This is a genomic window from Nostoc sp. CALU 1950 (assembly GCF_051172895.1).
In the GTDB taxonomy this organism is placed as follows: Bacteria; Cyanobacteriota; Cyanobacteriia; order Cyanobacteriales; family Nostocaceae; genus Nostoc; species Nostoc edaphicum_A.
The window spans coordinates 26,449-50,776 of the sequence record NZ_JBDNJQ010000040.1; the positions used below are offsets into that span (position 1 = coordinate 26,449).

Below are 24,328 nucleotides of genomic sequence, written 5' to 3' on the forward strand. Positions count from 1 at the left end.
ATGGGGAGTGGGGAGGAGGGATAAGGGAGCAGGGAGAGCAGGGGGAGAAAGAAGAACCAATGCCCAATGCCCAATGCCCAATGCCCAATGCCCAATGCCCAATTACGAATTTTCTGCGACTCGTTTGAGGCGGCGCAGCTGGGCTTGCATATCTGCTTTTGTCCAAGATGCGGCAAAGGTGTTAAAACCCCAACTTACTAATGGGTTAGGGATATCGTACTCAAAGCGGTTGAGTAGGAGCGTTCCCTTTTCTATGGGTTGACATTCCCAGCGATCGCGTCCTTGAAAAAATCCCTGAAATTCCCAAACGACTAAACCCGGTTGTCGTTCTACAACTACGCTATTCAAAGTGGGTTTTAGTAGAGGAATTTGAATAATAAAACGACTTTCACTGCCGATATCCGTACTCCAAGCTTCGCCTACAGGTTCGCAACGCAGGACGGGGTTGAGCCAGCGGTGCATGAGGGTCAAATCGCTAATACAGCGCTCCACCACCGTAGCTGTAGCATTAATTTGAATCGATTGTTCCAAAATTTGGGACATTCTACTTTTTTATGCTGTTGCTGCACTTAGAATAACCCAAAATCAAGCACTTTCAGCACATTAATTGAGTATTGAACATTTATCCAAATCATAAATAAAATGAGTTTACGGGTAATTTGCTGGTAAATTGATAGGCAAAACACTAGTAAACTTACTGGGGTGCAACATTATTCATTCAAACACCCTCTAAGCACCTCATAAGTATCTCCAGTGTTTTTGGTAAACACCTAAAAACCTTAATACCGGAAAACCATGAACACAACTTGGCAGGGAATAACCCAGTTGATAGATATTGGTTTATCGATGAGGGGACAGCAATTTTTGGCACAATCATCGCCGAGCCTACAACCAGTACAACCAGCAGTGAATCAAGGAATCGCTGATGTGCAAGGTATTGTTCAACAGTTGATTTTGTTTACGCCTCGTTTATTGGGGGCGGTAGCAATTTTACTGGTAGGTTGGCTAATTGCAGCGATCGCAGCAGCGGTGACGCGAGGAATCCTCAATCGAACAAACATAGATAACCGTATTGCCTCTGGGATAACGGGTCGTCAAGATGTTCCCCAAGTGGAGAAAATCATTTCCACTTTAGTCTTTTGGAGCATTATCCTATTGACGGCGGTAGCTGTTTTACAGACATTGGATCTGGAGATAGCCTCTCGACCCCTCAATAATTTTCTCAATCAACTTATTGGCTTTTTGCCAAAGTTGGTTGGTGCGGGAATCATTTTGGGAGTCGCCTGGTTTTTGGCGACCATTGTGAAGATTATCACTGTCCGCTCATTACAGGCATTCAATCTGGATGAGCGTTTGAATCCAGAACCAGAAGACAGGGCACCCAGCCTTAATCAGCTGTCTCTAAGTGAAACGATTGGCAATGCTCTGTATTGGTTTATATTTTTACTGTTTCTCGCACCAGTTTTAGATACTCTCGGACTCAGGGAGGCTCTACAACCAGTACAAGCTTTAATAACAGAAGTTCTGCTAATTCTGCCAAACATTCTAGCGGCAATATTAATTGCTGTAGTTGGCTGGTTCATAGCTAATGTAGTCCGGCGGATTGTAACGAACTTGCTGGCGACAACTGGCATCGATCATTTAGGTAGTCGGTTGGGATTATCTGCAAGTGCGGGAGTGCAACCTCTATCAAATATTCTCGGCACAGTTGTCTATGTTTTGATTTTGATTCCTGTGGCGATCGCAGCTCTCAATGCTTTGGGAATTGCTGCGATATCATTGCCTGCGATCGCAATGCTGCAACAGGTTCTCAACGCCCTACCTGCTATCTTCACGGCCATAGCAATTTGGATTGTTGCCTATTTTGTTGGGCGGTTTGTCGCAGATTTGGTGACAAGTATCCTCACCAATTTAGGCTTTAATAACATTTTCACGATTTTGGGTCTGACAACACCCACTAGACGAATCGAAATTTCAACAGAACCAACAGTTGAACCTACTCCAACTCGCACTCCATCGGAAATTGCAGGTATTGTTGCCTTAGTGGGTATCATGCTGTTTGCTACGGTGGCGGCGGTGAATATCTTGAATATTCCAGCCCTGACAGCATTAGTGTCTGGAATTGTGATTATATTCGGGCGGATTTTAGCAGGATTGGTGATCTTTGCCATTGGCTTATTCCTAGCAAATCTGGCTTTTAACATCATTACCAGTTCTGGCGATCGACAAGCACAGATTTTAGGTCAAGTGGCGCGGATTGCCATCATTACCTTAGTCTCTGCAATGGCACTGCAACAGATTGGAGTTGCCAGTGATATTGTGAATTTGGCTTTTGGACTTTTATTAGGTGCGATCGCAGTTGCTATTGCCCTAGCCTTTGGTCTGGGAGGGCGCGATATTGCAAGAGAGCAAGTTCAAGAATGGCTAAACTCTTTCAAAGGTAGAAACTAAAAATTGATGAAGGCGCAACTTCATCTGTAAATCTCGGAAAGTGCAGCCGTAAGCATCAATAATAGTGCATAACATCTATCGGCAATTTTAACTAAGAGCTTGAAAGTTAGAGCTAAATACGGTTTAGATAAGACTCGATCCCCCCAACCCCCTTAAAAAGGTGGGGCTAAGAATGGCTCTATTTCCCCCTTTTTAAGGGGGACTAAGGGGGATCTTTTAAGAACTATGCACCTTAACCGAACCTATTGAGTTGGAGCAAGGAGACAGGAGGCAGAAAGCCTGACGCTCACGGACTCGCTAAGACTGCGCTATCTGCCTTCTGCCTTACTCGATAAACCATCAAAGTGTAATTGAATGAACCAGAGCAATCTATCGTTACCATCTGGGTGTGTCCTTCGCAAAGCAATCTCTGCGGATCAGTGGTCGATTCGATTGCTGGTATTCTCAGCGAAACTCGACCCAACCCAATTAAATTGGCAGCAATTTTGGGTAATTGAATGCGATGGAAATCTCGTAGCTTGCGGACAACTACGTAATTTCTCAGGGGCACAAGAACTTGGTAGTTTAGTCGTTGCATCAGCTTGGAGAGGTCGCGGTTTAGGTACTTTGCTAACCCAGCATTTGATTCATACAGCAACGCAACCACTTTATCTTGAATGTTTAGGTCAGCGACTGGCGCAGTTTTACAGTCGCTTTGACTTTGTACCAATATCTTTTGAAGACTTGCCAAAATTTCCCAGGACAAGAGGCTTGTCTACGCTCAAGGGTAAATTTAGATTGTCGCAATTAGCTAAAAGGCTGCTCAGAGTTCCTGTGGTGCTTATGGAATATCGAGGTCAGACTAATTCGTAATTCGTAATTCGTAATTCGTAATTAAGATATGCAAAACTAAGCTTGAAAAAAGCTGTTTGCAACCCTTTACTTTTCCCCATTCCCCATTCCCCATTCCCCATTTTCAAATCGGAGGTTTAGCAAAAATCGTTAGTAAGACAGGTCCTAGTAAATAATGGTGATTCAAACACAATAACTGAGCAGAGGAACCAAGAATTTGACGTTGATTAGGGCTGTAGAGTCGAATTCCACGGGGAGAAATGGGCAATAATTGGGGTTCTGTCTCTTTTGTGGAAGTAATGTCAACCAAATAAAAGCGTCCACCAGGAGAAAGTACCCGTGCTATCTCACTAAGCACCTGTTTAGGTTCCAAATAGTGTAAGAAGCTGATAGTGCTGAAAACAGCATCAAATTGACCATCAGCAAAAGGAAGAGACTCAGCTTTTCCCTCCATATAAATTAAACGTGGGCGGTGGCGGTTGCTCTGTCTTGCTACCCGCAACATATTAGCAGATAAATCCAATCCGGTGGCTTGCAGATCGGGAAACTGAGTAGCAAGGCGCTCAAGTAAGCGTCCAGTACCACAACCTATATCAAGTACATTTGCTGACTCTGGTAAATCGACGTATTCCAGCAACCGTTTGTGAACGGCTCGATAAAATATTGAAGGAAAGAGCCAGTCATAACTTGGTGCCCATAGATCAAAAAGTAGCTTTTTATTGCTGAAAAAGTCATCAGTCATTAGTTTTCGCAGCTTCCTTAAAGCTTGATACTTTTTTAGCCGCGCCTCCAAGAAGTTGGTTAACAACACAAATTAACTATAGCGGTTCTGAATTGGTTATGATATCTGGCTTTTGTCGGGTTAGTTAAGATAGTCGGTGCGTTAGCCTACGGCATAACACAACGCATCGACTATCTTACGACAATGCAGTTTGGCACAAAAGATATGTTCGCTTTGACAAATTATCGGGAACTGTAGCACTTGAATTTGTAGTTAATAGTGTGCCTAGAAACTTATTCTATCTCTGTAGAGAACTAAAGAACGAGCAATCAGCGCATAAAACTATAGAACCTAACCGTATGTATTTATATAGGAATCATATTTGATTTTTGAACAAAACTCAGTACACTTTTATTCCTTCTTCCCAGTCCCTAGTCCCCAATCCCCAGTCCCTTACCTCTACGAGTGATTCAGAAATCAAATCGGATTGCTATAGAGGTTCAAATACAAAAAACTCAATCTAGTTTGAAATTATTAAGGTGAAAAATTATGACAAGCTTTATTCAAGTTCGGTTACATAATGATCTACTGCATCCAGTCCGCGAGTGGTTGGAAACGATAGAAATTCATAACTCCAAATTGGCTCATTTCCTGTGCAAAGCTATTCCTGCTCAGTGTCCCTTTGAGCGAGACATCACACTATTTGGTCGGAAGTTATTTCACATTCCACCGATGTGTAAATTAAATCCCCTATACGAGGAAGTGGTTGGTTTGCGTTTTAAAGCGCTCTGTTATCTTGCCGATGAATGCGGTGAAGATGTCACGGCTTATTGCTAATAGACAGTTGGATTGTTCTTTGATCAAGCAACCATCGGTAATTGCAGACTTACGGTTGTTACTTGCCTGGGTTTATACTAAGCTAACGTACACCTAATTAGATGTTTAGCTATTAATTAGCTGGCACCTCGAAGACAGTGTTTCCAGACAGTATTTTTGCTTACCGTATCCTGCTGAAATCATTAACATCATCATGACGCACATCTTACTGGTTGAAGATGAAGTCAAACTGGCACGATTTGTCGAATTGGAATTGAATTATGAAGGCTATCAAGTCAGTATTGCCTACGATGGATTGACTGCACTCACCGCAGCGCGGGAGTTGCATCTGGATTTAGTAATTTTAGACTGGATGTTACCAGGTTTGTCGGGGTTGGAAATTTGCCGCCGCCTGCGAAGTATTGGTGATAAAGTACCGATAATCTTATTAACGATCAAAGATGAAGTGAGCGATCGCATCGCAGGCTTAGACGCTGGTGCTGATGATTACCTCGTTAAACCCTTCAGCGTTGATGAATTATTAGCCAGAGTCCGCAACCACCTGCAAAGAAGCCACCAAGCAGATACCGCAGATATTTTAGAATTTGAAGACCTGAGTTTAAATCGTCGCACGCGGGAAGTGTACCGAGATCAGCGGTTAATTGAGTTAACTGCTAAGGAATTTGATTTACTAGAATATCTACTGGCCCATCCGCGACAGGTAATTACCTGCGATCGCATTTTAGAGGAAGTCTGGGGTTACGATTTCATGGGCGATGCCAACATCATTGAAGCTTACATTCGCTACCTGCGCCTGAAACTTGAAGCCAATAACGAAAAATGCCTCATTCAGACTGTGAGCGGTGTTGGTTACACATTACGTGATTGAATTTGGGATTGGGCTGAAGGGGCAGGGGGCAGGGGAGCAGGGGAGGCAGGGGAGGCAGGGGAAGAATAATTAATTGCCCCATTTCCCAACCCCCAATCCCCAATCCCCAATCCCCAATCCCCAGTCCCCAGTCCCCAATCCCCAGTCCCCAAAACCCACTATTTTATGAAGATTTGGGGTTTTTGGCAATCTCAGTAAAAACTCATCCAACTCGGAGTTAATTATATTAGGATGCACAAAGCTGTCATAATCTAAAATCTAAAATCCAAAATTGCATGACCTATCTAGAAACAGCAGCGCAATTCTATAGCGAAGTTGCCCAAACCCCGCAAGTTGGACTTTGTTGTGTGCAAAGTACGCCCCTGCAACTACCAGGATTAAAAATTCCTTTGCCAATGCAGGAAATGAACTATGGTTGTGGTACTACTGTTCACCCCACCGAACTAGGAAACCAACCTACTGTCCTCTATGTCGGCGTTGGTGGCGGCTTAGAAGCGTTGCAATTTGCTTATTTTTCTCGCCATGCAAGTGCTGTAGTTGCCGTTGAACCGGTTGGGGCTATGCGAGAAGCAGCCACACGTAATTTGGAAATTGCTGCTCAAGAAAACCCCTGGTTTGACACCAGCTTTGTAGAAATCTGTGAAGGCGATGCTTTTAACTTACCTGTTGCTGATGCTAGCGTCGATATCGTGGCACAGAATTGCCTTTTCAACATCTTTGAGCCAGAAGATTTAACTCGCGCTTTAAAAGAAGCATATCGGGTATTAAAACCAGGTGGACGTTTGCAAATGAGCGATCCAATTGCTACTCGTCCAATTCCAGCACATCTTCAACAAGATGAGCGACTGAGAGCCATGTGTTTATCAGGCGCACTCACATATCAAGAGTATACTGAACGGATCATAAATGCTGGATTTGGTCAAATTGAAATTCGCGCCCGTCGTCCTTACCGTCTCCTAGATTCTCAGACTTATAATTTAGAAGAAAACCTACTTTTAGAAAGTCTGGATTCTGTCTCTTTTAAAGTTGCTATTCCAGAAGATGGTGCTTGCATTTTTACTGGTAAAACAGCAATTTATGCTGGTTCTGAACCCTTCTTTGATGATTCAGCAGGTCATCTACTTCAGCTAGGTATTCCCGCAGCCGTATGTGATAAAACCGCTGCTAAACTTGCTGCTATTAAGCCACTAGAAATAATTGTTACCAATTCAACCTGGTACTATAGCGGTGGTGGTTGCTGTTAATCTCTTAATAAAGAATTCAGGTGTCAGAATTCAAAATAATTCTGTGCAAATGGGTAATGAATGGACAATTGAATTCTGGATTATGACTTCTTCTCTATAACCCCAAAATGTTGTTAATTAGTCTGTTTTTAGCTACGCTTTTTTTAGCATATTCAAATGGTGCGAATGATAATTTCAAAGGTGTAGCAACGCTGTTTGGTAGCCGAACAAGCAGCTATCAAACAGCAATTTTGTGGGCAACTTTTACAACCTTTGCTGGTGCAATAACTGCGACTTTTTTCGCAGGGGCATTAATTAAAAACTTCTCAGGGAAAGGACTAGTACCTGATGCGATCGCTAACGCCCCTGAGTTTCATATAGCAGTAGCGATCGCTGCTGGTTTAACTGTACTCATTGCCACTCTGATGGGGTTTCCCATTTCCACTACTCACAGTTTGACAGGTGCTATTCTTGGTGCTGGATTAGTAGCATTCGGACTTCAAGTTAATTTCGCACTTTTGGGAACTTACTTTATTTTACCTCTATTACTCAGTCCAATCATTGCTATTCCCTTGGGAGCAGGAATTTACAGTTTATCTAACTATATTAATTCAAAATGGCATCTACCAGTCAATCAAAAAATGATTGATACTTGCCATTTTATCAGCGCTGGAATTGTCAGTTTTGCGAGAGGATTAAATGACACTCCTAAGATTGTTTCACTCATTCTGATTATTGAATATTTCTCAATTCAGGGAGGAATGATCACAATAGCGATCGCAATGGCACTTGGCGGTTTACTCAACTCCCAAAAAGTTGCAGTAACTATGAGTGAAAAGATTACCTCAATGAATCATACTCAAGGCTTATCAGCAAATATAGTAACTGGAGTTCTGGTCATTGTTGCTAGTCGGTTTGGGCTTCCAGTTTCCACTACTCACATTTCAGTTGGTTCTATTTTTGGAGTAGGATTAATTAGCAAAAAAGCCAATACGCGTGTTTTTTATCAGATCCTACTATCGTGGATTTTAACTTTACCTACTGCTGCAATTATTAGTGGAATAACCTACAGATTATTGCAAGGTTAGAAAAATTGTAAGAATTCAGCACCCAGGAGTCAGAAGTCAGAATTTATAAGGAATTTAGAATAATTAGTATATTTATTCATCAAATGTTATTCTGACTCCTGAATTCTGACTCCTGAATTCTTACGAAAAATTGAATATAGTTGTGTGATTTGTAAGGAATAGTACATAATGCAAGCTCAATCAATAATTACACTAGATACAGCGGTCAAACCGTTTAACCACAAACTCAGTTCACCTTTGACAAAAAAAGGAATCACTGTTTTACAAATTAATCTAGGTAAGCGCTGTAACCTCGCCTGTACACATTGTCATGTGGAAGCTGGGCCAAAACGTACAGAAGAACTTTCTCCTGAAATTTGCGAACAATTGATTTCGCTAATCCATAAATTTCCCGAAATTAAAATTGTGGATTTAACTGGTGGTGCACCAGAAATGAATTATGGATTTAAGCCACTAGTAGAAGCAGCAAGAACAACTGGTAAACAAGTGATTGTCCGGTCTAATTTGACCATTTATTTTGAAGATGGATTTGGTGATTTACCAGAATACTTTGCTAAACACCAAGTAAGAATTGTGGCTTCTCTACCCTGTTATCTAGTCGATAATGTTGATAAAATGCGCGGTGCTGGTGTTTTTGATAGTTCAGTCAAAGCTTTACAGTCGCTTAATCAACTCGGCTATGGTAAAGACGAAAATTTAATTTTGGACTTGGTTTTTAATCCCCAGTTGCCCAATGGTGAAAATTTCTCCTTAGCTCCCGAACAGAGTAACCTAGAACAAGATTACAAAATGTTCTTACAAGAACATTTTGATATTGTGTTTAACAACCTCTTCACCATTACCAACCTACCAGTTGGTAGAACTAAAATGCATTTAGAACGCAGAAAACTGTACACCAGCTATTTGCAGTTTTTAGAGTTGCATTTTAATCCCAACACAGTTGAACATTTAATGTGTCGCGATGAACTTTCAATTGACTATCTGGGTAATGTATATGATTGCGACTTTAACCAAATGATGAATTTGCCAGCAAAAACTCGCAATGGTGAAACCTTGACAGTTGGTAAATTGTTAGAAGCTGGGAGTTTAGACTTGATTAGTGAGATACAAACTGCTGCTTATTGCTATGGTTGCACTGCTGGGTCTGGTTCTAGTTGTAGTGGTGCCTTGCTGTGAAGGAGGCAGGAGGCAGGAGGCAGGGGGCAGGAGGTTGATTTTGCACTCTTGATCTCAAGTCAGCACTCAGAACTGTTTCGGTAATCAAGCCTCACCTGCTGAAAGCTAAGAATTAGGAAACTCTAACTGAGCGTTTCCCCGTGCCAACTGCGCCACTTCAGATGGTAGGTGTTGCTCCAACCAATCTTCCAAATCAGCCATTACCTCGCGGTAATTTATGTCACTCTGAATCTCGTGATAAGCTCCTGGATACTCAATTCTCAGCTTATCTTGGCAATTTACCCGTTGGTAAAAGATGTCACTTCCCGCTGGCAAAGCCACTCGGTCTGCGCCACCGTGGAGAATCAACAATGGTAATTGCCAATCAGATACATGAGCATTAATCCAATCAACTGTTGCAAAAAATTCTGTAGCTAGACGGGCAGTAGCACGAGTATGTCGCAGTGTATCTTGAGCATAGGCGACCAAAACCTGCGGATCTCGTGAACCAGCGCTGATGTCAATGCCTGTATTTAGGGTGAAACGCGGCCACACCCGTGAGAGCATTTTTCCTAAAAGTACCCGAATTGGTGAAACCCCAACTTTTCCCAAGGTTGGCGCAAGAGCGATCGCACCCTGCAATAATGATGCTTGTTGGGGATAGCGCAGAATGTAATCTAAAACAATTACTGCGCCTAAACTGTGACCCAAGAGAAAAACTGGGCATCCAGGATTCTGAGTCTGAATTAACTGTAAAAAGGCTCCCAGGTCGTCGCGAAATTCACTCCAAGCGTTGATATAGCCTTGCTGACCTGGTGAATGTCCATGACCACGCAAATCAAAACTATAGACAGCGTATTGCTTGGGTATCAAATGCTGAATTACATTACCGTAGCGATCGCTGTGTGCTCCAAGTCCATGCAAAATAGCTAATATTGCCCGGACTTTACCCTGTGGATGCCAGCTTTGGTAATAAAGATCAAGTCCTCCAACACCTTGGAATCTACCTTCTCTATGAGAGAGTATGCGATCGCTATGGTCAATCATAGGGTTAATTTTTTACGTATTTTCCCAACAAGCTACTAAAAAGTCAAGATTTATCTGATGTATAAAAATTCAAATTATAAAGATTGGGTAAAGAAGGTTACCTGACTTTGCTTAAGTGGTAAAAAAAGAACGGACAAGAAACGATGAGCCAACATTCTATTCTTATTAACAGAAGGCAGTTCTTGCTGGAGGAAAAAAGTATTAACAGAAACTTTAGTTCTCAGTAGAAAGCCCAGTTTAAAAAGAAGATATTGGTACGAGCGTTAAGTGCAGCAAGATATAAAGCGAAACCACTGCGCTGAAAGAGTTTCACTGGCTACAGCAAGTAGCGATCCTTAATTCAATCCCACGTTTTTAAGCGTAAGTTCTGTCTGCCTCGTGAATATCTTTCATCTTCCTTGCTAGGAGAAAAATGAATCAAAATCCTGTAGCTCCTGCCTTCGAGGTGAACGCTTCCCGCCAGTTTACTCCCTGGCTATTCGAGCAAAATCTGAGTCTGGCGTTTACCACTTATCAAGCAGGGAAATTATTTTTCATCGGCTTGCAATCTAGCGGCAAACTATCTGTTTTCGAGCGCACCTTTCAACGTTGCATGGGTTTGTATGCCCAAGGTGGCAGCTTATACATGAGTTCGCTGTATCAACTGTGGCGCTTTGAAAACACCCTACAACCGGGACAAGTTCACGACAACTACGATGTCGTCTATTTGCCCCAAGTGAGTTATGTGACTGGAGACTTAGATATCCATGATATCGCCCTAAGTAATTCTCAAGCAAATAATGATTCAGAGAATCTAATATTTGTCAATACTTTATTTAGCTGTTTAGCAAGAGTCAGTCAAACCCACAGTTTCATTCCCCTGTGGCAACCGCCGTTTATTAGTAAATTGGCAGCAGAAGACAGGTGTCATCTCAACGGATTAGCAATACGAGATGGTCAACCCAGATACGTCACTGCTGTGAGTCAGTCGGATGTGGCAGAAGGATGGCGGGACAGGCGGGCCGATGGTGGTTGCGTCATTGATGTGGAAAGTAACGAGATAGTAACCACAGGACTTTCCATGCCCCATTCACCTCGATGGTATAAAGATAAGCTGTGGTTACTCAACTCTGGGACAGGAGATTTTGGCTACCTAGACTTGAAACGGGGCAGCTTTGAACCTGTGGCATTTTGTCCGGGATATATGCGTGGTTGTGCATTTCATGGCGACTTTGCGATCGTCGGAGTTTCTCAGCCCAGGCACAACAAGACTTTTAGTGGTTTGCCTCTAGACGAGAAATTATTGCAAAAAAATACTGAACCTCGCTGTGGGCTATTAGTGATTGACCTGAAAAGCGGGGATATTGTGCATTCCCTGCGAATGGAGGGGGCGGTACTGGAATTATACGACGTAGTGGCACTACCAGAGGTGCGTCATCCAATGGCGATCGGTTTTAAGAGTGATGAAATTCGGCGAATAGTGACGATGGGATGAGAGACGTGAAATTTCACGTTTCTAGAGCCGACAAAAAATCATAAGGAGAATCAACAACAATGGCTAATGCAGTTTTAAATCTATCTGAGCTTAACGGCAGCAACGGCTTTGTGATTAACGGCATTGATATATATGACAGTTCAGGTAGTTCTGTCAGCAGTGCGGGGGAAATCAACGGCGACGGCTTTGATGACCTGATTATCGGTGCACCTTTGGCCGACCCCAATGGTCAGTCTGGGGCAGGAGAGAGCTATGTGGTGTTTGGCAGCAATAGTGGCTTTAATGCCCAACTCAATCTCTCAACCCTGGATGGCAGCAACGGCTTTGTGATTAACGGCATTGCTGAGTCTGACATCTCAGGCGCTTCTGTCAGCAGTGCGGGGGACATCAACGGCGACGGCTTTGATGACCTAATTATCGGGGCAAGAAATGCCTCCCCCAACGGTCAGCTTAATGCAGGGGAGAGTTACGTGGTGTTTGGCAGCAATAGTGGCTTTGATGCCCAACTCAACCTCTCGTCCCTGGATGGCAGCAACGGCTTTGTGATTAACGGCATTGCTCAGTCTGACTACTCAGGCGGTTCTGTCAGCAGTATAGGGGACATCAATGGCGACGGCTTTGATGACCTGATTATCGGGGCAAGAAATGCCGACCCCAACGGTCAGTCTGGGGCAGGGTCAAGCTACGTGGTGTTTGGTAGCAATAGTGGCTTTGATGCCCAATTCAACCTCTCGTCCCTGGATGGCAGCAACGGCTTTGTGATTAACGGCATTAATGCGTTTGACAACTCAGGTCGTTCTGTCAGCAGTGCGGGAGATATTAATGGCGACGGCTTCGACGACCTGATTATCGGTGCACCAAATGCCGACCCCAACGGTCAGTCTGGGGCAGGGTCAAGCTACGTGGTGTTTGGCAGCAATAGTGGCTTTGATGCCCAAATCAACCTCTCATCCTTGGATGGCAGCAACGGCTTTGTGGTTAACGGCATTGCTGTATATGACAACTCAGGCTATTCCGTCAGCAGTGCAGGGGACGTTAACGGCGACGGCTTTGATGACCTGATTATCGGGGCAAGATATGCCTACCCCAACGGTCAGTATAATGCAGGGGAGAGTTACGTGGTGTTTGGCAGCAGTAGTGGGTTTGCAGCCAATCTTAACCTCTCGTCCTTGGATGGCAGTGACGGCTTTGTGATTAACGGTATTGCAGGTGACATCTCAGGTAGTTCTGTCAGCAGTGCGGGGGACATCAATGGCGACGGCTTCGACGACCTGATTATCGGGGCAAGAAATGCCTCCCCCAACGGTCAGTTTCGTGCAGGGACAAGCTACGTGGTGTTTGGTCGCAGTAGTAGCTTTGGTGCCGAATTCAACCTCTCGTCCCTGGATGGCAGTGACGGCTTTGTGATTAACGGCATTAATGCGTCTGACAGTTCAGGCAGTTCTGTCAGCAGTGCGGGGGACATCAACGGCGACGGCTTTGACGATCTGATTATTGGGGCAACAGGTGCTGACCCCAATGGTCAACTTTGGCGACGGCTTTGATGACCTGATTATCGGGGCAAGAAATGCCTCCCCCAACGGTCAGTATAATGCAGGGTCAAGCTACGTGGTATTTGGTAGCAATAGTGGCTTTGATGCCCAATTCAACCTCTCGTCCCTGGATGGCAGCAACGGCTTTGTGATTAACGGCATTGCTCGGTCTGACAACTCAGGCTATTCCGTCAGCAGTGCGGGGGACGTTAACGGCGACGGCTTCGATGACTTGATTATCGGTGCACCAAATGCCGACCTCAACGGACAGCTTGATGCAGGGTCAAGCTACGTGGTCTTTGGCTTTCAAACTACGGCTACCACTAATGAAGATACCGCCGTTAACATCCTTGCTAGCAATATTCTACGTAGATACACAGATGTCGATGGCGATACCTTAACTATTAGTGACTTCACCAGCCCCACTAACGGCACATTGTCACTTAACGACAACAACACTCCAGACAACTCCGGTGACGACTTCTTCATTTACACCCCCAATGCCAACTTCAACGGCACTGACAGCTTCACTTTCACTGTTAGTGATGGTAATGGCGGTAGCATTACTAATACTTTCAACCTCAATGTCAAGCCCGTTAACAATGCACCCATTGCCGTCAACGATCGCCTAACTACTGGCTTTAATACTGCTGTAACCATCCTTGCTACTACTCTGCTGGCTAATGATACTGATATCGATAGCAGTAACCTCAGTATTACTGGGGTTATTGGTGCAATTAATGGTACTGCTGTGTTGAATAATAACGGCACTCCAGGCAACTCGACAGATGATTTCATCGTGTTTACCCCAATTAATGGGTTTAGTGGTAATGCCAATTTTAATTACACCATCAGCGATGGTAGCCTGACTAGTACTGCTAGAGTTGCGATCGCTGTTGGTGCTAATATCTCTGGCGGTGGCGGCAACGATAACATCTCTGCTGGTGAGGGTAACGATATCATTAATGGTAATAGTGGTGATGACCTTTTGCGGGGCGGGTCAGGCGATGATATTCTCATCGGTGGAGAAGGCAATGATACTCTTGTGGGTGGCAGAGGCAATGATATTCTCATCGGTGGTGTAGGTGCTGACTTTTTCCTTTACAACAGCAATGCTGATTTTACTACCACTGCTGTTGGTATTGATGCGATCGCTGATTTCAACAGTTCTGAAGGTGACAAAATTGTACTGGATAAGACTACCTTTAGTGCAATCGCTTCTGCTCCGGGAACAGGTTTCAGTAATACCAATGATTTTCAAATCACTTCTTCAGCAGCGGCTAGCACGGCAAAAATTGTCTACGATTCTGTGAGTGGACAATTGTTCTACAACCAAAATGGCAGCACGGCTGGTTTTGGCAGTGGTGGTCTATTTGCAACTTTAACTGGTGCGCCAACTCTCACGGCATCAGATTTTATGTTGCAGGCATAGTCCGATAACTCTCAATACTTGTCGGTTAAGGGGGAAAGGGGAAGGGGAAAGGGAAATTAAAAACCTTTAACCCTTACTTTTTAACCCTTTTCCAAAACCAAACTTTGGGTTCAAAATGCTTAACCGAGTAGTATTGCGATAACTCTTATCAAATCACTTGCAATTCATCTACCGTACCTAAAAAGTACAGTGGATGAATTGCCGTTTTAGATAAAAATAGCTCCTGGCTATGGAAGAATTACAGGGAATTGGATTAACCTCATGTATTTAAAATATCCTGAAATAATTCCACAACTTCTAACCGTAGGTTGGTTAATGATATAACCTCAAGAATTATGATTAGTTTATGAATTCAAAGAGGGTGTTATCAAAAGTTCTTCTAGCGAATCTGTTCAAGAAGACCTAGCTGATGAAGTAACTTCCGAAGTTCATACAGAATCTAGCCATCAGCAGGAAAATAGAACACAATCAGAAACTTTGCCGCCTTTGACAGCCGCCGCAATCAAGCGGGTAAAGGAGGGTGTAGCGGCGGCTAGCGATCGCGATGTTCGTCAAATTATCGAAAAAACTCTCAATCACCTAGAAGCTATTAATCAGGGGCATTCCGAACCCAAAGCTAGCTCTGGGCTACGTCGTTTTGTAATGCGATCGCTCATCCATTCCTTTTTTAAGGTACGAGTAGAACACCTCGAAAGAATACCTCAGCAAGCTGCAATCTTGTCTGTCAACCATCTCCACCACATCGATCCCTTACTCCTCCTAGCCGAACTTCCCACCCAACCTTACTATTACATCCTGGGTGATGCTCGTACCCTCTATAACAAGTGCTGGAAACGCTTTATCCTCGATTTTGCGGGGGGCGTGATTCCTTTAGAACGGGTGTGGAAAGAAGAAATTGCTGTCATGGAAGCGGCTAAAGCAGGAAGGCAAGATTTAGTTGAGCTAGCCGCAGCAATTAAACAGACAGTACCCACAGGGGAAGATATACACACACTGCGACAAATAGACCGGATTATTCTGGCAATTTTGACTCGTGGGGATGGGATGATTCTCTTTCCCGAAGGACGACTAGGAACTACTGAGGCTCAGTTGCATCTCCCCTTGAAGCGCGGGACTGTGATTTATGCCTTGCGGGCTGGTGTACCAATTATTCCAGTTGCGCTGATTGGAACTCATGACCTCTATTTGGGAAAAGAGTTAACAATTCGGGTAGGTGAACCGTTACACTTTGCCCAAACAACCAGACCAAAACGCCAGGAAGTTGACCTAGCTTTAAAAAAATTGCAGAATGCGATGCTAGCTTTGTTGCCAACTGACTATCAAGAACCAACAGGTTTAAAGCTGTTACGTTATTTCCTTAATCATATATTGTGGTGAGGGATTATTGTTCTAAAAAGTTTGTAACTTTGAAATTTGATGTCCCCTCCCAACAGTGGTTTAAAAATGCACTTACTTGAGCATCTGCGGAATCAACCGATTCCCTAGAAGCGTTAAATTGTACTGCTGTCACAATGTACTCAAAGATAATTACAAACTGCTTTTGGGGTGAAATTCTTTCGACTACAATTGTTTCACCTATCTTAGGGATTTGAGGCACATTTACCACAAATGTCTCAATTTTTGGTTTATCTAATGGATTTTTGAAATTGAAGTATTTACAGTAAACAATAATTTTCACTTAGACAACCACCAATAACATTATAGATATTGAACCTCACATGACTAAAAGTCACGCTCAATATAAAACAGGAGTCAGAATACAGAATTCAGAATTCAGAATTGGTGAATACTCTACCCATAAAGGGATAGAGTTTTAAGGTGAGAACATTTTAATTTTTTTCGCCCACTAAACACTCGCTTTTAACCAATATTCGTCACCCACTCGTACAGAATTCATACTGAATTCTGACTCCTGAGTTCTGAATTCTTCTTATAAACCTGGAAACCCAGATTAAATCTGACGAGTCTTAATTACGAATTACGAATTACGAATTACGAATTACGAATTACGAATTACGAATTACGAATTAGTATTATTTTCCCTGCCATAGCTGTCGCAACGACTGAAAAATATTTACAAATTTCTCTTCTAGCCAGAGCATAACATAATCAAGCCATTCCAGAACTTGCTCTAAGGGATGCTTCTCATACCCATTTGAAGTTGCTTTAATTTCTATCCAGTCTGGCTGTGCCTCAACTTGACTACTTTGGTGAAATTGCTGTTGTAAAATTTCCCCTTTTCTACTCTCGCTTTTAGTTTGAGAAATGCGAGCTTCGGTTTGTTTTGCAGAGGCGACTTTTCCAGATGCTTTTTGACTGGAAACGAGATTACTAGTTGTTTGTTTTCTTCGTACCAAGCCAGAGCCAAATTTAGGCTGTTTTACACTCAAATTCTTTTGTGGAAAATGCCCTACTGATAAACTTGGAACTAAAGCAGGATTTGTTATTTGAGAAAGCGTAACTGAGTTGTCAGCAACGGTTTCGGTGTTACCAAATAAATCATTCCACGTTAGCCAAGGATCATCTGTTAAATCCTGATTATCCAATTGAGGGCTTTTGGAAAAAGCTTTTATAAAGCGTGATGAGAAGAGTTTACCTGGTAATCTCTCATCACTGGTTGTTGGCTCAAGGGTTTTTCTACTACCAACACCAAAAAAGTAATTAAGCGCCGCCTCAATCAAAGCCTGAATATTTAGTGTATGAGTTTCCAAACCATCAGCATTGGGTGCAATTTCTCCCCTACCAGCTAATTGCTCTTTGCCATAAAGAAATATGTTTAACTGAGTTTGAGCAACTTGGACAATTTCTTGACTACGTTCTTGCGCTGGGACTAAAGCATTTGATTCCAACTTAGCAACAGCTATATCTAAAAATGCTAATAATCTATCCGTATTAAGTAAATCTTTTGGTATACCCTCAGCTATAACTGGAATTTGGGCTGAATTTCCGCCAGTAAGTTTTGCTAATAATCGGTCAATTTGTGGTAGTAACTGCGTTTCTTTTTTGTCTATAATCAACCGCCAATACTGCCAATACTTAGCAACTTCGTTAATTATTCGGTCTTCTAATTTTGTCTGCTGTTGGGGTGTTAAGATATCTAAAATTTCATTATCGGCAGTAACAAGTACTAAATTCCGATTCATCAAATTTGTGGCAATTCCGCGCACTATTGGAAGATGCTGTTGAAGGTCATTTTCCAAGTGTGAAGGGTTGAGACTTCCGGCTTTATTCTCTGGAATATTTGATGATTGAGTAATATTAGAGCCATGATTAACGAATTTCAGCCGAAAAACTCCCAATGAAGCCAAGAGATTGAAATGTTCAGATGTTTTCGTAGGAGTGCAGGCGGGTTCATCTAATGATAGATAATTGACTGCCTCTAATACATTTTGAATGGGAGTATCAGCATTTGGCAGAGTTTCTGGCTGGAAATCGGTATCATTTGGTTGTAACTTTAGTCTAGTTTGTGGTTCTTTAGTGTGTAGCGTTTTCCCAGACGATTCCGATGACTGAAACAGTAGATACACTGGATAAAGTAGTGCCTCGACACCCCACTTAGTAGCAACTTGCAAATGCCGGAAGGTGTGTTCCCACTGTTGTGTCACCCGCCGAGATTGCTGGTGGACAAAGTTAAATAGTCTGCTTTGATAACGTCCAGAGGAACCAGAAGACATAGTAGTAATTTTTTAGTTCAAGTCTTGTTAAGTTGTGAGACTCGCGCCAAACAATAAAAACGACCAACACCTCATCTTAGCGAAAATATGACCCCGACTGTCTCTCAATCCCAAACCAAATCCATCTCACAAGCAATTGAGCAACTGCGCTCTTTTTGTCAAGTTAATCTTCAGTCTACTTGGCTATACCAGGAATCTGACCTGATTATTACTGATGTTGTAGCTGCTGATTTGTCTCATTGGCAACCTGTCGAGTTGAATGCGAAAGAACATATCGCTTGGACAGGGGGGAAAAAAGTGCTATGGCTAGTGCAAAGATTGGTGGTTCCCCAAGATTTACAGGGTTATCCCTTAACTGGGTTATCTTTGCGGCTGGCGCTGGTTTGGTGGGCAGATTCTGCTGAGATTTATGTAAATGGGGAGTTAGTGCTGGAGGGTGATTTATTTGATTGTTCGCCGAGAGTGCTTCTCAGTCAAGAGGTGAAGCCAGGAGAAGAATTTATTGTGGCTTTGCGGTTAGTGAGTCCGGGACATTGTGATGGTGCTTTAGTGCGATCGCTCCTAGTTTACGAGTCTACTGTTGATAATAATCCCGATCCGGGCTTTGTGGCTGATGAATTAGCTGTGGTGCAACTTTATTTGGAAAAGTTTGCACCGGAAAAGTTAGATGTTTTGGCGGCGATGATGGCGGAGGTTGCGAACCCCAGAGGCGCAGAGGACACGGAGGAGAAGAAAGAGTTAGTAAAATCGTTTTTATCTCTACGCCAAAACCTAATTCAATCTGAAATCTTAGCCCCCTTTTTGAAGGGGGATCAAAAATCTAAAATTTTCTTATTGGGTCATGCTCACTTAGATTTAGCATGGCTATGGCCTGTGAGTGAAACTTGGAATGCGGCGCAAAACACTTTTGAATCGGTTCTGAAGTTGCAAGCAGATTTTCCTGAGTTAATTTTCTGTCATTCGACTCCCGCACTTTATGCCTGGATTGAAGAACATCGCCCGGATTTGTTTAGGGAAATTCAAGCACAGGTAGCCGCTGGACGTTGGGAAGTTGTCGGCGGAATGTGGGTGGAACCAGAACTCAACCTAATTTCTGGTGAATCAATAGTTCGTCAGCTATTGTATGGTCAACGCTACATCCAGGAAAAATTTGGCAAGCTTTCAACCATAGTGTGGGTTCCAGATACTTTTGGTTTTTGTGCAACTTTACCGCAGTTTTTCGCGAATGCCGGTATTGAATATTTTGTGACACAGAAGTTGCGGTGGAATGATACTACCAAATTTGATTATGGGGCTTTTTGGTGGCGATCGCCTGACGGTAGCGAAGTCTTTAGTTTGATGTCTGCACCCATCGGTGAAAGCATTGATCCAGTTAAAATGGCATCCTACGCTCTTGAATGGCAAACCCAAACTGGTTTATCAGAATCCCTCTGGCTTCCCGGTGTCGGCGACCACGGCGGCGGCCCCACCCGTGATATGTTAGAAACCGCCCAACGCTGGCAAAAGTCACCTTTCTTCCCAGACTTAGAATTCACAACATCTGAAAAATATTTACAGCAAATTGTAGAGACGCGATTCATCGCGTCTGTCAGTAATTATAATTCCCCCCCTGCCTCCCCTGCCTCCCCTGCCTCCCCTGCTCCCCCTCCCTTCCCCACCTGGAATGACGAACTATACTTAGAATTCCATCGCGGTTGCTACACTACCCACGCAGATCAAAAACACTGGAATCGTCGTTGTGAAAACTTATTGTATGAAGCTGAACTCTTTGCTACCTTGGCAACCGTAAGCTGTGGCGTGACATATCCCAAAGCAGAAATCGAAGCAGCTTGGAAGCAAGTGTTATTTCAACAGTTTCACGACATTTTACCTGGTTCTTCAATTACCCAAGTTTACACAGATGCGTTGCCCCAGTGGCAGCAAGTGGAACAAGTAGGAACGAAGATATTACAAGAATCACTTTTAGCGATCGCATCTCACATTACCCTATCAGAACCACCAAAACCCGATAGTTTGCCTATTTTCGTTTTCAATTCTCTCAACTGGCAACGTTCTGAGGTAGTCTCTGTAACCTTACCCACACCAGAAGAATGGCAGATTTACGACACTTCTGGAAAGCAGCTTGTCTCCCAATTCTCTGAACCATCAACGCTACTATTTCTCGCCACCGAAATTCCACCCATAGGCTACCGCATATTTTGGCTTTCTCCCCCATCCCCCTCATCCCCCTCATCCCCCTCATCCCCCCTCCTCCCAGACTGGATTTTAGAAAATGAATTCCTACGAGTTGTTATAGATCCTGATACTGGAGATTTATCAAGTGTTTTTGATAAAACTTATCAACGAGAAGTTTTGAGTGGGGCGGGGAATCAACTACAAGCTTTTAAAGACAGTGGTCAATATTGGGATGCTTGGAATATAGATCCCAATTATGCTCAACATCCTTTACCCTCAACAAATCTTCAATCGATTCAGTGGTTAGAACCAGGCCCAGTGCAAAGTCGTGTGCGCGTGGTGCGTCAGTTGGGTGAATCGGAATTTTGCCAAGACTATATTCTGCAAGCTGGTTCACCTCTGCTAAAGATAGCTACTACCGTCAATTGGCAAGAAAATCATGTATTGGTGAAAGCTGCTTTTCCTCTAAATATCGAAGCAGACTTTGCTACTTATGAAATTCCCTGTAGCGCAATTCGCCGCCCAACTAAACCACAAACCCCCGCAGAACAAGCAAAATGGGAAGTCCCCGCTTTGCGTTGGGCTGACTTAACAGCAGAAAATACAATCCAAAATCCAAAATCTAAAATCCAAAATTCTTATGGTGTCAGTTTACTGAATGATTGCAAATACGGTTACGACAGCAAGCCAAATCAACTCCGTTTGACACTGCTACGCAGTTCTAATTGGCCAGACTCACAGGCTGATAGAGGTTTTCACGAGTTCACATATACCTTGTATCCTCATGCTGGTAGCTGGGAATCAGCCCATACGGTACGGCGTGGCTATGAATTGAATATCCCGTTACAAGTGATATTAAATCCACTCACAACTCAAAATTCAGCACTGACTCAACGCCTCGTTACCGCTAACAGCACTATAAAAGGGGTGAGTTTCCTAGATTTATCCGCTGAAAATTTAATCTTGATGGCCTTGAAGCCATCAGAGGACGACCCACAGCAGTTAATTCTGCGGTGTTATGAATGTCACGGAGAAACAACCGAGTTATCTTTGCAAAGTGATTTGGGGTTGAATCTAGGAGAAACAGTAGATTTATTAGAGCGTTCCTCTAACACTGAATTCTCATCTGGGCAACAAATCTTGACGATACAGCCTTGGAAAATCGCTAGCTTCAAGGTGATACCAGCGATTAATTCCAGTCTTGCATAAGTCAATACAGACCTAACCCCCAGCCCCTTCCCTACAAGGGAAGGGGAGTCAATACGGTTCGGTTAAGGCAAGAGATGCGATAAATCGCCGTCTTTACAATAATCAGTCCTTTGTAGAGACGGCGATTTATCGCGTCTTTGCAATCTAGGGCGTGTCATCAAAAAACCTTATCCGAACCGTATTGGAAGGGGAGTAAGATTCAAAGCCTCTCTCCTTTTAGGAGAGAGGTTTGGAGAGAGGTCAAGCTTTACTAGTGTTGACTCTTGACTGCTAACTCCTTTAATCTTCGTGATCATCAAACGGATCGTTCAATTCCTTGCTAGGAGGGCCAAAGGAGGTATAAATTGAAATTCCAGTGATGGCAACCACTACGGCAGCCATAGAAATGCTAAGAACTATTGCGGGTTCCATAATTGAGAGATTGATTATGAGTGCTATTCTTATAGAATATTACAGAAGATTAAAAAAAGCTTTGGCAAGTAATCTTAGGTGAACTATGGCACAAAGGACTAGGTTGGGAGATATCCTGAAACCACTTAACTCTGAGTATGGGAAAGTGGCTCCAGGTTGGGGTACTACCCCGGTGATGGCTGTTTTTATTCTGCTATTTTTCGTGTTTCTGCTGATTATTCTGCAACTTTACAATCAATCACTGTTGGTTCAGGATGTATTTGTCGATTGGCGCAGTTTAGGACGCTAACGGATAGACAGCTATCAAGTTTGGATAACAAGTTAAGTTACACCCGGTTCATCCGGGTTTTTTTGTGAATGCTCAGTCCACACTAACTATTGAGTATTCTTATAGTATGTGAGTTTCTGTAGTAGTTCCATAGTTTACAGGAGACAAAAATGAATATATTTGGTATCGGTCTGCCAGAAATGGGTGTAATTATGGTAGTGGCGCTGTTAATCTTTGGCCCCAAAAAGCTACCAGAAATTGGTCGGAGTGTGGGCAAAACAATTCGTAGTTTCCAAGAAGCTTCCAAAGAGTTTCAAAGCGAGTTTCAAAAAGAAGCAGAACAGTTAGAAGAAGTTGTCAAGACTACTGCTGAATTGGAACCTAAGCAAATCTACCCTGCTAAATCTGAGCAGGATACCGCTAGTTCTTCTCAACCTAGCTAGTAGTTTGTCAAGTTGAAATTGATGGGTAAGCAAGTTCGTAGTAAGGACTTTAGTCCTGAATTTTCTAAGCACTAAAGTCCTTACTACAAACCCTCCAAACTGTCTTGACAAAATACTAGTAATGTGTTGCTCATCAATTGACTGTAGGCAAAATGACAGAAGCAGTTACGCAACCAGCTTTGGTGATTCCCCAGCTAATTGTTGGATTGGGGAATCCAGAAGCTAAGTATGACCAAACACGCCATAATATCGGCTTTGCTGCTGTAGAAACTCTCTCCCGTTCTTGGCGCATTTCCTTAGCAGAAAACCGCAAGTTTCAGGGTGAGTATGGCGAGGGTATAGCCCCAGGTGGAGGTAAGATTCGCTTACTAAAGCCGTTAACTTATATGAATCGCTCAGGACAAGCAATACAAGCGGTGACAAATTGGTATAAATTGCCACCTGAGTCAGTGCTGATAATTTATGACGATATGGATTTGCCTTTGGGAAAAACTCGTCTACGCTTATCTGGTTCGGCTGGGGGACATAACGGCATGAAAAGTGCGATCGCACATCTTAGTACCCAAAACTTTCCCCGTTTGCGAATCGGTATTGGTAAACCCAAAGATGCAGCTAATAACGATGATTCCGGTGCTATCTCCCATGTACTGGGGCGATTTTCCTCTGCGGAGAATCAGCAGATGTCTCTTGTACTTCAGTTCGTGGTTGAGTGTCTTGAACTAAGCCTCAAGCAGGGAGTAGAAAAGGCGATGAATGTTTGTAATAGCCGCACCATTAATAATTCTGAGTCTTAGGGTTAGATGAATACTGCCCTATCAGCTTGCGAAAGGAAGCTAACCGATGCTTAAAGGCGCTTATTTTGGTTGATGGGTAGCGCTTTTAGCTTCTTCCATCCAACCAAGATAAAGCCCTTAACGTTCTCTGTGCTTAGGAAAAGCGACTCATCTATACCCTAATTGTAGGTGCGGCATAGTTTTCTTATAGGTTTTATTTAAAACGTCTGGTTCGTCTAGCTGCTACTGCCTTACGTTTGCGTTTTTCTATCGGTGTTTCAAAGTGCCGATGATATTTCACATCAGCTAATATCCCAGCTTTGGAAACCTGGCGTTTAAACCGACGCAAAGCTGAGTCTATTCCTTCGTTCTCTCCTAGAACCACCTGGGTCATTCTTAGCTTTTCCTCATCATCAATAGTTTCCATTCTAATATTACCCTCAACCTTAGTAAAATCCCCTTGAGTAGAAGTCATCGTTAAGAAGCTATTCGTCCATTTGACGCTAGTTATGTGTGCTTCTTGAACGTGAAATCGACACTTAACCAAAAGTTAATTTAAGCGCTCTAAAAGGATGTTTGAAAAGTCCTCTTGTCGATATCAAAAATTTTAGATCCCCCCTAACCCCCCTTAAAAAGGCTACGGTGTACACACAAGTCTTCTAGAGTTGCGCCACAGGCTTTTGATCCCCCCAACCCCCCTTAAAAAGGGGGGCAAA

22 protein-coding genes are annotated in these 24,328 nt (G+C 43.2%); 15 read left to right on the top strand and 7 right to left on the bottom strand.

The genetic code is table 11. The features are described from left to right. Positions 1-102: 102 nt before the first annotated feature. The gene (locus tag ABF638_RS13510; protein ID WP_435023191.1) at positions 103-543 is read right to left on the bottom strand and encodes an SRPBCC family protein; all 441 of its coding nucleotides are present in this window, start codon (positions 541-543) and stop codon (positions 103-105) included. A gap of 252 nt (positions 544-795) precedes the next feature. On the opposite strand from ABF638_RS13510, the gene ABF638_RS13515 reads away from it, so the two are divergent. After that, the gene (locus ABF638_RS13515) at positions 796-2,451 is read left to right on the top strand and encodes a mechanosensitive ion channel (RefSeq protein WP_435023192.1); all 1,656 of its coding nucleotides are present in this window, start codon (positions 796-798) and stop codon (positions 2,449-2,451) included. Between the two features lie 354 nt (positions 2,452-2,805). Continuing rightward, a complete protein-coding gene (locus ABF638_RS13520; RefSeq protein WP_435023193.1) occupies positions 2,806-3,303 on the top strand; it encodes a GNAT family N-acetyltransferase in 498 nt (165 codons plus the stop codon). Positions 3,304-3,406: 103 nt separating this feature from the next. On the opposite strand, the gene ABF638_RS13525 is transcribed toward ABF638_RS13520, so the two are convergent. Continuing rightward, positions 3,407-4,024, bottom strand: a complete 618-nt coding sequence (locus ABF638_RS13525) for a class I SAM-dependent methyltransferase (RefSeq protein ID WP_435023194.1) — start codon at positions 4,022-4,024, stop codon at positions 3,407-3,409. Positions 4,025-4,552: 528 nt separating this feature from the next. On the opposite strand from ABF638_RS13525, the gene ABF638_RS13530 reads away from it, so the two are divergent. The 5 genes from ABF638_RS13530 (at position 4,553) to arsS (ending at position 9,195) form a co-directional block, all read left to right on the top strand. Continuing rightward, positions 4,553-4,840 (top strand): Mo-dependent nitrogenase C-terminal domain-containing protein, encoded by a 288-nt coding sequence (locus ABF638_RS13530; protein WP_334852683.1) that lies wholly within the window; start codon positions 4,553-4,555, stop codon positions 4,838-4,840. 193 nt (positions 4,841-5,033) lie between these two features. Further along, positions 5,034-5,708: a response regulator transcription factor gene (locus ABF638_RS13535; RefSeq protein WP_435023195.1), complete on the top strand. Its 675-nt coding sequence runs from the start codon at positions 5,034-5,036 to the stop codon at positions 5,706-5,708. 275 nt (positions 5,709-5,983) lie between these two features. Further along, positions 5,984-6,952 (top strand): arsenosugar biosynthesis arsenite methyltransferase ArsM, encoded by a 969-nt coding sequence (arsM, locus tag ABF638_RS13540; protein ID WP_435023196.1) that lies wholly within the window; start codon positions 5,984-5,986, stop codon positions 6,950-6,952. 107 nt (positions 6,953-7,059) lie between these two features. Next, positions 7,060-8,019: an anion permease gene (locus ABF638_RS13545; protein ID WP_435023197.1), complete on the top strand. Its 960-nt coding sequence runs from the start codon at positions 7,060-7,062 to the stop codon at positions 8,017-8,019. Positions 8,020-8,187: 168 nt separating this feature from the next. Next, positions 8,188-9,195, top strand: a complete 1,008-nt coding sequence (arsS, locus tag ABF638_RS13550) for an arsenosugar biosynthesis radical SAM (seleno)protein ArsS (RefSeq protein ID WP_435023198.1) — start codon at positions 8,188-8,190, stop codon at positions 9,193-9,195. A gap of 105 nt (positions 9,196-9,300) precedes the next feature. Here arsS and ABF638_RS13555 read toward each other — a convergent pair whose 3' ends face one another. After that, positions 9,301-10,221 (bottom strand): alpha/beta hydrolase, encoded by a 921-nt coding sequence (locus ABF638_RS13555; RefSeq protein WP_435023199.1) that lies wholly within the window; start codon positions 10,219-10,221, stop codon positions 9,301-9,303. Between the two features lie 412 nt (positions 10,222-10,633). On the opposite strand from ABF638_RS13555, the gene ABF638_RS13560 reads away from it, so the two are divergent. The 4 genes from ABF638_RS13560 (at position 10,634) to ABF638_RS13575 (ending at position 16,036) form a co-directional block, all read left to right on the top strand. Continuing rightward, entirely contained in the window at positions 10,634-11,695 is a 1,062-nt protein-coding gene (locus ABF638_RS13560; RefSeq protein ID WP_435023200.1) for a TIGR03032 family protein, read from the top strand. A 59-nt stretch (positions 11,696-11,754) separates the two neighbouring features. Beyond that, positions 11,755-13,239: a hypothetical protein gene (locus tag ABF638_RS13565; RefSeq protein WP_435023201.1), complete on the top strand. Its 1,485-nt coding sequence runs from the start codon at positions 11,755-11,757 to the stop codon at positions 13,237-13,239. Beyond that, positions 13,202-14,659 (top strand): cadherin-like domain-containing protein, encoded by a 1,458-nt coding sequence (locus ABF638_RS13570; RefSeq protein WP_435023202.1) that lies wholly within the window; start codon positions 13,202-13,204, stop codon positions 14,657-14,659. The genes ABF638_RS13565 and ABF638_RS13570 overlap by 38 nt, the downstream gene beginning before the upstream one ends. A 486-nt stretch (positions 14,660-15,145) precedes the next feature. After that, entirely contained in the window at positions 15,146-16,036 is an 891-nt protein-coding gene (locus tag ABF638_RS13575; protein ID WP_435023207.1) for a lysophospholipid acyltransferase family protein, read from the top strand. Positions 16,037-16,040: 4 nt separating this feature from the next. Here the strand turns inward: ABF638_RS13575 and ABF638_RS13580 are convergent, their stop codons facing one another. Together ABF638_RS13580 and ABF638_RS13585 are read right to left on the bottom strand one after the other, a co-directional pair. After that, positions 16,041-16,337 (bottom strand): hypothetical protein, encoded by a 297-nt coding sequence (locus ABF638_RS13580; RefSeq protein WP_181928597.1) that lies wholly within the window; start codon positions 16,335-16,337, stop codon positions 16,041-16,043. 355 nt (positions 16,338-16,692) lie between these two features. Further along, a complete protein-coding gene (locus tag ABF638_RS13585) occupies positions 16,693-18,333 on the bottom strand; it encodes a hypothetical protein (protein ID WP_435023203.1) in 1,641 nt (546 codons plus the stop codon). A gap of 87 nt (positions 18,334-18,420) precedes the next feature. Between ABF638_RS13585 and ABF638_RS13590 the strand changes: the two genes are divergently transcribed. Beyond that, on the top strand, positions 18,421-21,717 hold the full coding sequence (locus ABF638_RS13590) for an alpha-mannosidase (RefSeq protein ID WP_435023204.1): 3,297 nt from the start codon (positions 18,421-18,423) through the stop codon (positions 21,715-21,717). 279 nt (positions 21,718-21,996) lie between these two features. Here the strand turns inward: ABF638_RS13590 and psbN are convergent, their stop codons facing one another. Further along, positions 21,997-22,128, bottom strand: a complete 132-nt coding sequence (gene psbN / locus ABF638_RS13595) for a photosystem II reaction center protein PsbN (RefSeq protein WP_012410654.1) — start codon at positions 22,126-22,128, stop codon at positions 21,997-21,999. Between the two features lie 85 nt (positions 22,129-22,213). Between psbN and psbH the strand changes: the two genes are divergently transcribed. The 3 genes from psbH (at position 22,214) to pth (ending at position 23,633) form a co-directional block, all read left to right on the top strand. After that, a complete protein-coding gene (psbH, locus tag ABF638_RS13600; protein ID WP_069073047.1) occupies positions 22,214-22,417 on the top strand; it encodes a photosystem II reaction center phosphoprotein PsbH in 204 nt (67 codons plus the stop codon). Positions 22,418-22,566: 149 nt separating this feature from the next. Beyond that, positions 22,567-22,839: a TatA/E family twin arginine-targeting protein translocase gene (locus tag ABF638_RS13605; protein ID WP_069073044.1), complete on the top strand. Its 273-nt coding sequence runs from the start codon at positions 22,567-22,569 to the stop codon at positions 22,837-22,839. Between the two features lie 152 nt (positions 22,840-22,991). Further along, positions 22,992-23,633, top strand: a complete 642-nt coding sequence (gene pth / locus ABF638_RS13610; RefSeq protein WP_435023205.1) for an aminoacyl-tRNA hydrolase — start codon at positions 22,992-22,994, stop codon at positions 23,631-23,633. Between the two features lie 193 nt (positions 23,634-23,826). Here pth and rpsU read toward each other — a convergent pair whose 3' ends face one another. Continuing rightward, positions 23,827-24,006 (bottom strand): 30S ribosomal protein S21, encoded by a 180-nt coding sequence (rpsU, locus tag ABF638_RS13615; protein ID WP_069073049.1) that lies wholly within the window; start codon positions 24,004-24,006, stop codon positions 23,827-23,829. Between the last annotated feature and the right edge of the window lie 322 nt (positions 24,007-24,328).

What these genes read in the sequence shown, in the direction of transcription:
- ABF638_RS13510 (WP_435023191.1), bottom strand. Translation starts at nt 543, where the DNA reads ATGTCCCAAATTTTGGAACAATCGATTCAAATTAATGCTACAGCTACG.
- ABF638_RS13515 (WP_435023192.1), top strand. Translation starts at nt 796, where the DNA reads ATGAACACAACTTGGCAGGGAATAACCCAGTTGATAGATATTGGTTTA.
- ABF638_RS13520 (WP_435023193.1), top strand. Translation starts at nt 2,806, where the DNA reads ATGAACCAGAGCAATCTATCGTTACCATCTGGGTGTGTCCTTCGCAAA.
- ABF638_RS13525 (WP_435023194.1), bottom strand. Translation starts at nt 4,024, where the DNA reads ATGACTGATGACTTTTTCAGCAATAAAAAGCTACTTTTTGATCTATGG.
- ABF638_RS13530 (WP_334852683.1), top strand. Translation starts at nt 4,553, where the DNA reads ATGACAAGCTTTATTCAAGTTCGGTTACATAATGATCTACTGCATCCA.
- ABF638_RS13535 (WP_435023195.1), top strand. Translation starts at nt 5,034, where the DNA reads ATGACGCACATCTTACTGGTTGAAGATGAAGTCAAACTGGCACGATTT.
- arsM (WP_435023196.1), top strand. Translation starts at nt 5,984, where the DNA reads ATGACCTATCTAGAAACAGCAGCGCAATTCTATAGCGAAGTTGCCCAA.
- ABF638_RS13545 (WP_435023197.1), top strand. Translation starts at nt 7,060, where the DNA reads ATGTTGTTAATTAGTCTGTTTTTAGCTACGCTTTTTTTAGCATATTCA.
- arsS (WP_435023198.1), top strand. Translation starts at nt 8,188, where the DNA reads ATGCAAGCTCAATCAATAATTACACTAGATACAGCGGTCAAACCGTTT.
- ABF638_RS13555 (WP_435023199.1), bottom strand. Translation starts at nt 10,221, where the DNA reads ATGATTGACCATAGCGATCGCATACTCTCTCATAGAGAAGGTAGATTC.
- ABF638_RS13560 (WP_435023200.1), top strand. Translation starts at nt 10,634, where the DNA reads ATGAATCAAAATCCTGTAGCTCCTGCCTTCGAGGTGAACGCTTCCCGC.
- ABF638_RS13565 (WP_435023201.1), top strand. Translation starts at nt 11,755, where the DNA reads ATGGCTAATGCAGTTTTAAATCTATCTGAGCTTAACGGCAGCAACGGC.
- ABF638_RS13585 (WP_435023203.1), bottom strand. Translation starts at nt 18,333, where the DNA reads ATGTCTTCTGGTTCCTCTGGACGTTATCAAAGCAGACTATTTAACTTT.
- ABF638_RS13590 (WP_435023204.1), top strand. Translation starts at nt 18,421, where the DNA reads ATGACCCCGACTGTCTCTCAATCCCAAACCAAATCCATCTCACAAGCA.
- psbN (WP_012410654.1), bottom strand. Translation starts at nt 22,128, where the DNA reads ATGGAACCCGCAATAGTTCTTAGCATTTCTATGGCTGCCGTAGTGGTT.
- psbH (WP_069073047.1), top strand. Translation starts at nt 22,214, where the DNA reads ATGGCACAAAGGACTAGGTTGGGAGATATCCTGAAACCACTTAACTCT.
- ABF638_RS13605 (WP_069073044.1), top strand. Translation starts at nt 22,567, where the DNA reads ATGAATATATTTGGTATCGGTCTGCCAGAAATGGGTGTAATTATGGTA.
- pth (WP_435023205.1), top strand. Translation starts at nt 22,992, where the DNA reads ATGACAGAAGCAGTTACGCAACCAGCTTTGGTGATTCCCCAGCTAATT.
- rpsU (WP_069073049.1), bottom strand. Translation starts at nt 24,006, where the DNA reads ATGACCCAGGTGGTTCTAGGAGAGAACGAAGGAATAGACTCAGCTTTG.